Source organism: Streptomyces sp. NPDC048473 (assembly GCF_043200155.1).
Lineage (GTDB): Bacteria > Actinomycetota > Actinomycetes > Streptomycetales > Streptomycetaceae > Streptomyces.
Genome location: NZ_JBICXE010000099.1, coordinates 1 through 12,043, shown reverse-complemented (window position 1 = coordinate 12,043; position 12,043 = coordinate 1). Strand labels below are relative to the sequence as shown.

At 68.1% G+C, this 12,043-nt stretch carries 7 protein-coding genes and 4 pseudogenes; 8 read left to right on the top strand and 3 right to left on the bottom strand.

Going from position 1 to position 12,043, the window contains the following annotated elements:
- Positions 1 to 653: 653 nt before the first annotated feature.
- The 5 genes from ACGFU7_RS46245 (at position 654) to ACGFU7_RS46225 (ending at position 4,713) form a co-directional block, all read left to right on the top strand.
- Entirely contained in the window at positions 654 to 1,940 is a 1,287-nt protein-coding gene (locus ACGFU7_RS46245; protein ID WP_393704653.1) for a sensor histidine kinase, read from the top strand.
- An 8-nt stretch (positions 1,941 to 1,948) separates the two neighbouring features.
- Positions 1,949 to 2,350, top strand: a complete 402-nt coding sequence (locus ACGFU7_RS46240) for a roadblock/LC7 domain-containing protein (RefSeq protein ID WP_393704651.1) — start codon at positions 1,949 to 1,951, stop codon at positions 2,348 to 2,350.
- On the top strand, positions 2,347 to 2,703 hold the full coding sequence (locus ACGFU7_RS46235; protein WP_393704649.1) for a DUF742 domain-containing protein: 357 nt from the start codon (positions 2,347 to 2,349) through the stop codon (positions 2,701 to 2,703). The genes ACGFU7_RS46240 and ACGFU7_RS46235 overlap by 4 nt, the downstream gene beginning before the upstream one ends.
- Entirely contained in the window at positions 2,681 to 3,280 is a 600-nt protein-coding gene (locus tag ACGFU7_RS46230) for an ATP/GTP-binding protein (RefSeq protein WP_393704647.1), read from the top strand. The genes ACGFU7_RS46235 and ACGFU7_RS46230 overlap by 23 nt, the downstream gene beginning before the upstream one ends.
- 128 nt (positions 3,281 to 3,408) lie before the next feature.
- Positions 3,409 to 4,713 (top strand): cytochrome P450, encoded by a 1,305-nt coding sequence (locus tag ACGFU7_RS46225; RefSeq protein WP_393704645.1) that lies wholly within the window; start codon positions 3,409 to 3,411, stop codon positions 4,711 to 4,713.
- A gap of 163 nt (positions 4,714 to 4,876) precedes the next feature.
- Here the strand turns inward: ACGFU7_RS46225 and ACGFU7_RS46220 are convergent.
- A pseudogene (locus tag ACGFU7_RS46220) lies at positions 4,877 to 5,086 on the bottom strand (sugar phosphate isomerase/epimerase); the annotation flags it as partial.
- Positions 5,083 to 5,604, bottom strand: a pseudogene (locus tag ACGFU7_RS46215) (DUF993 family protein); the annotation flags it as partial. The pseudogenes ACGFU7_RS46220 and ACGFU7_RS46215, both read right to left, overlap by 4 nt.
- 160 nt (positions 5,605 to 5,764) lie before the next feature.
- On the opposite strand from ACGFU7_RS46215, the pseudogene ACGFU7_RS46210 reads away from it, so the two are divergent.
- Positions 5,765 to 5,965 (top strand): annotated as a pseudogene (locus ACGFU7_RS46210) (hypothetical protein); the annotation flags it as partial.
- 108 nt (positions 5,966 to 6,073) lie between these two features.
- Here the strand turns inward: ACGFU7_RS46210 and ACGFU7_RS46205 are convergent.
- Positions 6,074 to 9,832, bottom strand: coding sequence for a S8 family serine peptidase (locus tag ACGFU7_RS46205; protein ID WP_393704643.1), 3,759 nt, complete (start codon positions 9,830 to 9,832; stop codon positions 6,074 to 6,076).
- A 614-nt stretch (positions 9,833 to 10,446) separates the two neighbouring features.
- Between ACGFU7_RS46205 and ACGFU7_RS46200 the strand changes: the two genes are divergently transcribed.
- A complete protein-coding gene (locus ACGFU7_RS46200; protein ID WP_393704641.1) occupies positions 10,447 to 11,451 on the top strand; it encodes a LuxR family transcriptional regulator in 1,005 nt (334 codons plus the stop codon).
- 446 nt (positions 11,452 to 11,897) lie between these two features.
- A pseudogene (locus ACGFU7_RS46195) lies at positions 11,898 to 12,043 on the top strand (IS701 family transposase); the annotation flags it as partial.

Sequence of the window (12,043 nt, the reverse complement as noted above, 5' to 3'; positions counted from 1 at the left end):
TCAACTGTCGGCGCGTCACACCGTCGTCCTATCGCGATCCACCCCGGCGCGGCAGCAGAATACGAATACTGATCACGACCTCACACACGCCCTAGCACGGTGTCCGACGTGTTTCGAGGGGCCCGGTCCGTCGACCGGGCCCCTCGGTTTTCCCTCCACCATCAGAACCCCCCAGTTCCCCTCCAGGAGTCCTGATGCCAAGTACGACCGGCCAGGTACGGTAAGGGTTGTTGTACGCGATTCCGAAGAATTTTTCCCCCGTGCGGCGACATGACAGCAGACGACTCGTCAACCGGCCCCGCCGCGGTTCATGAGCCGTGCGACAAGGGCGTACCGGCGGACCGTCCTGAGGTTTGTCGTCCATGCACACCGCGATCATTCCGCATGAATCATCACGAACCGTCGGCGGCTTTCGCTCCTCCGAGCGCCGGTGGCCGCCCGCTCAACCCCACGGTCGGGGCTGCCGGTTGTCCGCTACGGATACCCACTGTTCCCATGGACACACGTGGCTGAAAAGATGGCCGAATGTCTCCTGATAGTGTGAGAGTTCCTCGGTGGATCATCAGCCGAGGATGACTATTTATGTCCGGATATAGGAGCCATTTCCCACCGCCGCGCTCCCGAACCATCCGATGACCTGTCATGAGGATGCAATGACATCAGATATACCGGAGGCGGCGTTCTGGATCGTGGCAGCAGCTGCGTCCATCACCCTGGTCCTGCTGGTCCGCCAGCAGCGCTTCGTCGTCGCGGCAAAAAGGCGGCAGGCCGTGCTCGAAGCCGACCTGCGCGCCCGTGACGAGGAGGTCGGGCACCTGGCCGGGGTACGCCTTCCCACGATGCTGGAATCCTCCAACCGCCAGGGGGAGTCAGTGCCCGGCCTACTACGCGCGGAACTCAGCGCGACTCCGTTCGCGCAGAACCTCCAGAAGATGACGGATCTGTTCCTCCAGTCCAGCGAATCGGCGCAGAAACGCGCGGACCATTCGGCGAAGGCGGCACTGAAGGCGTCCATGCGCGCGCTCCAGGGCCTGTCCAGCGAGCAGCAACTGGCCATCTCCGAGATGCAGGACGCGCACGACGATCCCCAGGTTCTCCACGACCTGTTGGAGATCGACCATATGAACGCCCAGTTCGGCCGGCGCGCGCAGGCCATCTCGATTCTCTGCGGTTCGTGGCCGGGCCGGCAGCGAGCGGCTGCGCCGCTCGTCGACGTCATACGTGGCGCGACCTCCCGGATCCGTGACTACCGACGCGTTCAGGTGCAGGCGCAGCTGGACAGCGCGGTCATCAGCCGGGCGGTGGAGCCCGTCGTGCTTGCCGTTGCCGAACTGCTCGACAACGCCGCACGGCATTCGCAGCCCAACACCACGGTCCAGGTGAGCCTCCAGCCGGCGCACAACGGTGTCTCGATGGTGATCGACGATGCCGGGGTCGGACTGCACGGACGCGAGGTCCAGCGCGCGGCGGCCCTCCTGTCCGGACGGCACCAGGTGAACGTCGAAAGACTCGGCGACCCGCCGCAGTTCGGCTTCGCAGTGATCGGTCTGCTCGCGGCCCGCTACGGGTTCAGTGTCTCGGTGGACACGCAGTCCCCCTACGGGGGTGTGCGAGCGGTCGTGTTCCTGCCCGGCGCACTGCTCGCACCGGTGGACGGCGATGAGGTGGCGGGGCGGACGAGCCCGCCGGCGGTTGCATCGCAGTCGCCGCAGGTCACTCACCACACGTGGTCGGAGGACCTGGCCGACACGGCCCACCAGCTGCCGAAGCGCCGTCGCCGAGCGGTCGCCTCGCACTCTCCCATAGTCACCCAGCCGGAACCGAGTCCCACAGCAGCCCGCTCCGCGAGTGACGCCGCCACCATGCTGGGCGCGTTCTCCCGCGGTACCCGAGCCGGTCGCGGTTCCACCCCGGACGCCGAAGGAATGGCTGACGAATGAACAACATCATGAACGAGAAGCTGGGCTGGATGCTCGACGACGCCCTGGGGGTGCCCGAAACGCGTCACGCCATCCTGCTCTCGGCAGACGGGATGCTGCGAGCGCACTCCAGGGGCATCAACCGGGACGAGGCGGACCGGCAGGCCGCCGCGCTGTCGGGGCTGCAGTCGATCAGCCGCAGCACCGCCGAGTTCTGCGATCGCCCCGACACGCCGTGGCGGCAGACTCTGGTCGAATTCGTCGACGGTTTCATCTTCCTCATCGCGGCGGGCCCGGGAGCCTATCTGGCGGTGTCCACCTCCGAGAAAGTGGACATGGAGGCCGTCACCTTCCGCATGCACAAGCTCGTCGACCGTCTCGGCAAGGCGCTGACCAGTCCGCCCCGGGACGATCGGGGCAGCGTTGCATGACGCCGCCAAGGCGTGAGAAGCAGGGCCTGGTACGGCCCTATGTGGTCACCGGCGGCCGCGCTCACCCGACGCGCAACACTTTCGATCTGGTGACGCTCGTCGTCGCCACCGGGCACAAGCCGAACGCGCTGAGTCCGGAGAAGCAACGCCTCGTCCAGCTGTGCCTGGGAGGCGCGCTGTCGGTTGCCGAGATCTCCGCCATTCTGGGACTGCCGGTCAGCGTCACGAAGGTGCTCGTCGGAGATCTCGTGGACAGCGGCCACATCCTGACCCGTTCCCCCATCCCCTCGGCCGGTCTCCCCGACGCCCAGCTTCTGCAGGAGGTGCTCAATGGTCTCCGCGCTCGCCTCTGACCACGGCTATCTGCCGGACACGGTGCAGACCGCGGTGAAACTCCTGATCGTCGGACACTTCGCGGTCGGCAAGACCACCTTCGTCAACACACTGTCCGAGATCAGACCGCTGAGCACCGAGGAGGTCATGACCGAGGCCGGCGCCCTAGTCGACGACCTCACGGGTGTACAGAACAAGACCACCACCACAGTCGCCATGGACTTCGGCCGTCTCACACTCAGCGACCACCTGGTGATGTATTTGTTCGGTGCGCCGGGCCAGCAACGGTTCGCCCAGTTGTGGAAGGACATGTCGCGCGGAGCGCTGGGAGCACTGGTACTCGCCGACACCCGCCGCCTTGAGCAGTCCTTCGACGTCATGGGAAGGCTGGAGGAGCAGGGACTGCCCTACGCGGTGGCTGTCAACACCTTCGACAACGCCCCAGCCCATCCCGAGTCCAAACTTCGCGATGCCCTCGACCTCCTCCCCGAGACCCCGCTCGTCAGCTGCGACGCCCGTGATCCGAAGACCTCCACCCAGGCTCTCATCACCCTCGTCGAATACCTCCAGACCCGTATTCCCCAGGAGCGCATATGACTTCCGATCCTGCCGTCGGGGCAGTACCGCCGCCGGGCTGCCCAGCCCACGCGGGTGCTGGTGCGGGTTTCCGCACCCCACTGTACGAAGCGGCCTTCGCTGCTGACCCCGCTGCCACCCACGCCAGAATGCGCCGGCTGGGAACGGTGGTGCCGGTCGAGCTCGCCCCCGGCGTGGACGCCTCCATGGTGATCGGTTACGACACCGCCCTCCGGGTGCTGCGCGACCCCGGGACCTTCAGCAAGGACCCCCGCCGGTGGCGGGCGCTGGCCGAGGGGACCGTCGGCCCGGACAGCCCGGTCATGCCGATGATGGAGTACCGGCCCAGCTGCATGTTCACCGAGGGGGAGGAACACCGCAGGCGGCGTGCCGTGGTGGAGGACAGCCTGAGCCGGGTCGACCCCCTCGCACTGCGCGGCTACATCGAGGAAACGGCCGACTCGCTCATCGACAGGTTCCAGGAGGCCGGTGAGGCAGACCTGATCGGTGAGTACGCCGCGCTCATGCCGCTGCGCGTCCTCACCCAGATGATCGGCTGTCCTCCCGCCTACGGGGAACGGCTGTTCACCGGCATGACCGCGATCTTCGAAGCCGGGAGCGATGCGAAGCAGGCCCATGGCGAGGTGCTCCAATGCCTCATCGAGCTGATCGCGTTCAAGCGCGCGAATCCGGGACCCGACGTGATCTCCTGGATGATGGCCCACCCGGTCGCGCTGACGGACGAGGAACTGATCCATGAGCTGTCCATACTCTACGCGGCGGGCACCGAGCCCGAGCAGAACCTGATCGGGAACGCGCTTCGGCTCCTGCTCTTCGACGACCGGTTCGCAGGCCGCCTGTCCGGTGGCAGCCTGCCGATCGAGGACGCGCTCGACGAGGTCCTGTGGAAGGACCCGCCGATGGCCAACTTCTGCGTCCACTTCCCGGTGCACGATGTCGTGCTGGACGGAGTCCGGCTGCGCAAGGGCGATCCGGTGATCATCAGTTTGGCCGCCGCCAACAACGACCCGGCGCAGTCGTCCCACCAGATCGTCGGCAACCGCGCCCATCTGGCCTGGAGTGCCGGTCCGCATGTGTGTCCGGCACAGGGCTCGGCCCGGCTGATCGCCACAGTCGCCATCGAAAAGCTCCTGGACCGGCTGCCCGATGTGGACCTCGCCGTCCCCGGCGCCGAGCTGACGTGGCGGCCGGGACCCTTCCACCGCGCCCTGGCCGCTCTTCCGGTGCACTTTCCGCCGGTGCAGGAGCTGAAGGACGAGAACTCCGTCTGGCCTGGTGAGGTCCCCGGGAACAGCCCAAGGAGTACCGTCGGCCCCGCCCCGCAGTCGTCGGCCACCGGGGTTGTCGCGCCCTCGCCGGGCACGTCCGTATCCGGCGGCTGGAGTCTGAAGAGCCTGTGGAACAGCCTGGTCGGCCGGTGGCGCCGTCGATGACCGGTCGCTGAGTTCCCTCCGGGCGTGTGCACCGGGGGGCTGTCGCGCCCGCCCGCCCCGGCAGCGGCGACCGCGACGGTCGACATCGGCGGCCCGACTCCCGTGAGCCCCTGCCGTCCAGCCCGGGCGGCAGGGGAGGGATCACTCCGCGGACGGCACGGGGGGTGAAGAAGCCGCCGCGGCAGAGGGTGGTGACGGCCAGGCCCGGGTTGTGGACGAGCTTGGCGGTGGCGTCGAGGCCGTAGGACTGGACGGGTTCACGCCAGAGTCCGACGCCCGGAACGCCGAGCTCCAGACAGGCCTCGACCAGTTCCGGCATCGACAGCTGCTTGACCGTCATCTGGTGGATGGAGAAGCGGGCGAGGCTGCTCATGAGGTCACTCCGTACAGGCCCAGCAGGGTCTTCATCCGGGTCTCGGCGAGCTCCGGGTTCGTGAACTGGCCCGGAGTGTCCGCCAGTTCGTACGCCCGCGCGAAGTGCGGCAGCGAACGGGCCGACTGGAGCCCGCCGACCATGGTGAAGTGTTCCTTGTGCCCGGCCAGCCACGCCAGCAGGACGACGCCCGTCTTATAGAAGCGGGTCGGGGTCTGGAAGAGGTGGCGGGAGAGCTCGACGGTGGGGTCGAGGAGTTCGCGGAAGCCCTTCGCGTCGCCCGTGTCGAGGACCCGTACCGCCTCCGCCGTGAGCGGGCCCAGCGGGTCGAAGATGCCGAGCAGGGCGTGACTGAAGCCCTACTCGTCGTCCGCGATCAGCTCGGGGTAGTTGAAGTCGTCACCCGTGTAGCAGCGCACGCCCTGCGGAAGTCGGTGGCACAGGTCGGCCTCGCGCCGGGCGTCGAGGAGGGAGACCTTGATGCCGCCGACCTTGTCGGGATGGGCTGCGATGACCTCCGACTGGGACGACCTCTACGGCTACCCGATCGTCCTCGACTACGACGCCGTGGCCGACGCGCCCGCCCTGTTCGCCGAGATCACCCGCGCAATGGCGCTCAAGTCCGCCATGTGCGAGCTCTCCGGCTATGACGAGAAGGCCGCCGAATTCCCGCTGCCGGTACGGCGAGGCGTCCACAGATCAGTCCAGGCCCTGGAGAAGGACATCCGCAACTGGATCGCCGCCTGGAACACCGACCCGAAACCATACGTCTGGACGAAGTCCGCCGACGAAATCCTCGAAGGCCTCGCCGGCTATCTGAACAGAATTCCCGACTCGGAGCACTGGATGATCGATTCCAAGGGGTGCGTGCGGGCATGAGAACGAGGGCATCCAGGATCGTTTTATGACGAATAACCCAGATGCCCTCGTGCGGCTCCTGTCCGCGGTCTCCACCGCGGGGGCCCTTTCGTCAGCCGCCTGCCGTTGCTACTTCAGGCCGAAGGCGCGGATCACGGTCTGGCTCACGCTGTTCCCCTTCGTGTCCCGCGCCGTCGTGCGCAGGCTCGCGAAGCGGGCCCGGGACGGCGCGTCGAGCTGCGCCTTCCAGCCGCCGCCCGACTGCCGCAGCGTTGTCCGGCGCCACGTGGCACCGTCGTCGTACGACACTTCCAGCGTCACCGTGCGGATCGCCCCCGCGCCCGCCGCTCCCTTCAGGTGCGTGGGGGTGACCGTCAGCCCGGTCCGCCGGCGCGCCTTGCCGGACAGGTCAGTGGCCACCGCGTAGTCGAGCTGTACCAGCGGCAGAGGTGTGATGACCGTGTAGTCCGTGGTGCTGGAGATGAACCCCCACTCGGTGCGCGTACGGGTCGAGTACGGCCGGTCCGGCCGGTTCCGCTTGCCCTCGACCACGATCCGGTAGGGCAGCGCGTCCGGTGACAGGCCCTCGACGGTGACGATTCGCTCGTTGACGTCCTCACCGAGAAGTTGGTCGCCCTGGTACAGCGAGATCTTCGAGGAGTCGCCGTCGACCCAGACGACGCCCGCGTGTCCGCCGGAGTCTCCCCAGGCCGGCGCCGCAGAGGTGCTGATGATGTTCCCGACCCGGAAGGGGGCCCGCCAGCCGATGCCGTCGTTCAGCAGCCGCGGGCGCTGGATGGGTGAGAACCAGCTCTCGCTGGTGGTGCTGCGCGGCTTGTACGAGCGTGTCAGGCCCATCTGGCCGAGGTCGCGCATGCCCGCGGAGGAGATCCAACGGATGTCGGCGCCCGCCGTGACCCACGACGTCAGCGTGCCCTGGGCCGGGACCGGGGTCGGCTGGATGAGCATGGGGCTGTCGAAGATGGCGGACACGTCCTCCCGGTACTCCACGGCCTCGTCCTGCTTGGTGTCGCGGAACTCCTCGTCGATCCGGGCCAGTTCGCCGGACTCGGGCCGGTAGGACGGCTCCCGGGGGATCGCCCCGTCGTGGTGGCGGACCAGGTCGTACAGGTAACGCGGATGCGGGTGCGAGACCACCTTCAGCGTCGCCGTGCCGGGCTTGCGGATCCGGCTCAGCAGCCGTGCGCCGTCGTCGGTCCCGAGCGAGGCCGTCGGCAGCGGAGCGGCGTCCGGCAGGTCCGCCCAGGGGTCCAGCTTTCCGTAGCCGTCGTTCAGAATCAGCAACTGCCTGGCGCCGGCCTTCGCCGCGGCCTCGGCCTGGTCCGGGGCGGACACGGTGTCGCTGCGGCGTACGACCGCTACCTGGCCGCGCACCTTCAGCTTGCGGAAGTCCGCGTCGGAGCCATCACCGGCCCACACGGCCCGGTAGCTGCCCGTGCCCTCAGGCAGCGCGGGGGACAGGCTCTGGATGACGACGTCGTCGTAGGTCTGCGAACCGGAGGAGAAGGACAGCGGCGGCTGGATCTGCCGCCAGCGGGTCGCGAAGATGTACGAGCCCTTCGTCACCTTCGGCGTCGGGGTCACCCAGAGGCTGTCGTAGCGCCAGTACTCGGGCATGTAGCTGTCCATGAACGGGAACAGGTCGCGGTTCGTGCGGTACTGGTCCACTCTCATGAACTGGTTGGCGGTCGGCTGCGGGGTGTAGGCGGCCGCCTTGCGCAGGTTCGCGGCGTCGAAGCGGACGGTGCGGTCGGCGTCGAGGTCGATCTGCGGCGCGGAGAACATGGCGAAACCCAGCGTGTGCGTGCCGTCGATGCCGGGCACGGCGGTGTTCATCCACGCCGAGTAGGTGCCCGGGGGCAGGCGCAGGGTCATGCGGCCCGAGGCGTCGATCTCGTACATCTTGGGCGTGGTGTTGCGCTCGATGTCCTTCAGGACGAAGGTGCCAGGCAGAGCGGCGCCGCGCCGGTCCTTCGCCGTGACCGACAGCGTGACGCGGCGGCCCTCCTTGTTCACGCCGACCGGCGTGCGGGTGAGGACCGTGCCGTCGGCGCCGGTGGCGGTGAGCCGACTGGAGTAGGCGGCATTGTTCTCCGCCGCGTCCAGGTGGGTGATCACGCCGACGGTGGCGGTGCCGTGCGCGGGCACGGTCACCCGGGAGTCGGTGAGGGTGAACAGGCCCTCGGGCAGCTGGTGCCCGCTGAGGGACAGGTCCACGGTGACCGGTTCGCCGCCGGTGTTGGCGTAGGTGACGGCCTTGTGGACGGTCTGACCCGGCGTGTACGGGTAGTGGGTCTGGGCGAACGCGGACCCGGAGGCGAACAACGTGGCCTTCACGGCGGCGGCGATGTCGAGCCGGCCACTGCCGGCCTGGAAGGGGCTGAACCGCTCGGTGCTCGCGGTGGTGCTGACCAGGGCGTCCTTGAGCTGCTGCCCCGTCCAGTCCGGGTGCTTGGCGGCCAGCAGGGCCGCCGCGCCCGCGACATGGGGTGTGGCCATGGAGGTGCCGCTCATCGTCTGATAGGCGCCCTCGCCCTCCGCCGCGTACTGCGAGCGGGCCGCCAGCACGTCCACACCCGGGGCGGTCAGATCGGGCTTTATGGCATTGTCGCCTACGCGGGGGCCGCGGCTGGAGAACTCCGCCAGCTGGTCCACGCCCTTTCCCGGGCCGTGCACCGCGCCGACCGTCAGCGCGGCGTCCGCCGCTCCCGGCGCGCCCACGCTGTACGGCCCCGGGCCGGAGTTGCCCGCCGCGATGACGAACAGCGTTCCGGTCTCCTCGCTGAGCCGGTTCACCGCCTGGCTCAGCGGGTCGGTGCCGTCGGTAGGGCCGCCGCCCAGGCTCATGCTGACGACCTTGGCGTGCTGGTCGCGTGCGGCCCACTCCATGCCTGCCAGGATCCAGGAGTCCTGACCGCTGCCGTCGTTGTCCAGCACCTTGCCGATGTGCAGCCCGGCGCCAGGGGCGACGCCCTTCTCCTTGCCGCCGGACGCAGCCCCCGTACCGGCGACGGTCGAGGCGACATGGGTCCCGTGGCCCTGCCGGTCGGTGACGTCCTGCCCCGGCACGAAACTCTCCGTGGCCACGATGCGGCCGGCGAAGTCCGGGTGCGCGGCGTCGATCCCGGTGTCCAGCACCGCGACGTCCACGCCCTGCCCGGTGTCCCCGCCCGCCCAGACCTCGGGAGCCCCGATCTGCGCGGTGGTGTCGGACAGCGTGGCCTTGACCTTCCCGTCCAGCCACACCTTCGCGATACCGCCCGCCAGCACCGCCGGCGCCGACCCGGCCGAGCGCGCCCGCGTGGACGCCGCCCCGGCACCGATGAGGGAAGCCCAGAAGTTCGCCGCCCGCGCGTGCTCCGCGGATATCGCCGCACCCTGGATACTGCTCAGGGCCAGGGGCCTGCTGGCGCCCTCCCGAGTCTTCATGGCCCGGGAGCGGGCCGCCGCGTCGGTGTACGTGACGATCAACGGCAGATGGTCGCTGCGCGCGTCGTCGTAGCCGTCCGCGAGCAGCTCGGTGACGTTGAACAGGTGCTCGTCCAGCGCCCCGGACGCGATGAAGGGCAGTGCCGCGTCGGGATACACATAGATGTCGTCGCCGACCGACATGACGTGAGCGCCACCGGTCCTGCCCTGAGGATCGGTTACCGACGTGACCGAGTGCCTGCTGCCATTGGCGGTCACCGTGGCCTTGTCACCGGTGATCAGCGTGACGGTACGCACAATTGTAGGACCGGCGGCGGCGATTGCGGTGGGGGATGGGGGCGTCGGAGCGGCGTCGGCCGACGCGGCAGGACCGGTGGCCGTCAGCACCACCAGGGCGGCGACGGCGGCTGTCAACCCGCGCCTGAGGGACGGAGGCATACGCAAGGGAACCTCATGAACTAGATGGGCAGAAGTCCTTGGCAGTCAGCCATCCGTTCGCATCACTGTAAAGTCAGCGCTTTGGCACTTCTGTGCCACGTCACCAAGTGGACATGGTGTAAGTCGGCGCAATAATCTCCAAGCGGGACATACTGCAAGGCGCGAGGAGTTGTCGGATTCCCCAGGAAGCCCAACCACGCAAGCTGGCCGCCGCTGCCTTGAGCAGTACGGCCGGGTATGCCTCACCCATATGTGACGCCCGAGCCAAAACCCGCAACGGCCGTAACACGCAGTTCACTTGCCCTTCGATGAGTCGTCACACCAGTCTTCTTGCCTTCGTCGACAGCCCGGCTGGACGCTGCGAGCAGGCGTGATGCTCTGGATGTTCAGCCCGCATGCCCGCGCCCGGTGTCCTGACCCTGGGCTCGTCCCGGTAGTTGGAGTGGTGCGTCGAATCGATCGAAGATGTCGTCCTTTGCGACGGGCGCGACGACAGCAGATCGAGGGACCCCAACTGGAGGCAACCGACGACCGGGGCTTGTTCCTCTGGCCGCCACCACGGCTTGTATTTTCCTGACCGATATCACACGGGCTAAGGCCAGAGGCGGAGAGCAATGATGGAAAACGACGCCCCCTTGGAGTTGGTTGGCCTCGATGCAGAGGCGGAGGCTGTCTATCGCCATCTACTGGTGCGCGGTGGCGGGACTGTCGACAACACAGTGGCGGCATTCGGAGTGAACTTCGAGCACGCGTTGGCGTTGCTCGAGCGTCTGCACCACTCCGGGTTGGTCAGCCGTAGATCCTCAGGGGAGTTTCTCACGGTGGATCCCCGTCACGCGCTGCGGACACTGGTGGAGTCACGCGAGCGTCAGCTGGCTGCCGTGCGGGACGCGGCGGGGCCGCTGGGTGCGATCTTCGACGACGCCAGGCGGTCCAGTACGGCCGAACCCGCCACCAGGACGATCAGCGGTCCGGAGGCGGTCGGTGACTGCTACTACCGCTTGAAGCAGGCTGCCCGATCCGAGATCTGCGCCATGGACCGCCCTCCGTTCCTGCTGGCTCCGAATGGACCACTCGACGAGGCGGCGGTCCGGCGCGGGGTGCGGGTGCGTGTCGTCTACGCGGCTGCCAGTTTCGATGCTGAAAGCGGCTGGCAGGCTCTGGGCAGTCTCGTGTCGCGTGGGGAAGAAGCCAGGGTCGTGCCGGCGCTGCCCATCAAATTGGCGATGGCGGACCGGTCGGCCGCGATGGTGTCGCTGAGCTTGTCAGCCGACAGCGACGAGTGCCTCTACACCGAAGCGCCCCCCTTGCTGAAGGCATTGACCGAACTCTTCGAGCATTACTGGGCCACTGCGCCCTCACTGAGTGGTGGCCCCGACTCCGAGGCGATGCCGTCACCGGGGCCGTGCCCCCAAGGCGACCAGACGTGGAAGCCCACTGACGAAGAGCGGAACCTGCTTGCGCTCTTTGCTGCTGGGGTAAAGGACGACGCCATTGCCCGCCAGTTCGGGGTTTCGACACGGACGCTGCGGCGGCGGATCCAAGACCTTTACGCAGAGCTGGGGACCACCAACCGGTTCGGCGCTGGTGTCGCGGCAGCTCGACGCAACTGGGTTTGAGCGTCATGGCCCCGTTCGGACCGAGGAATGGTCAAGGCCTGCGGATCAAGTCAGTTGCGGTGGTGTCGCTGACGCAGTCGGCGCCTGGCGTAGCGCGGACGCGTCGGGTTCTTCCGGCCTCGGCGAGCAGGGCGAGGACGGCGGGTGAGGGCAGGGTCTCGACGGCCTTGCGCTGGAACCAGTCGGATCCGGTGGTGACTTCCTCCGAGCCCTACGGCGCGCCCACGGTGATTGACCGCAGCAGGGTCCATTCGCGCAGACAGCGGGTGAGGAACTCCCGCTCCACCAACCGCCGACTCCACCCCGACCACGACTGACAGCGTGTGATCGCGCTGCGGTTGGCCAGGTCCGTCGGCGACAGCGAAACGATCTGCTGCGCTCTCCCACCACTAGTACTGCAACGGTGTTTTGCGTGACGGTTGGGCAGGTCGCTCGTTGGTGTTGTTATGGGTGGGGACCTGGCTGATGCGTGGGTGTGGGCGGGCGAACTGAGCGCGGTGCACGAGCGGTTCGTGCACCGGTTTGCCAGAACGGAGCCGCGGGAGTCGGCACTGGCCTATATGCGGGGGCTGATCGCTCCGCTGGAGCGGAA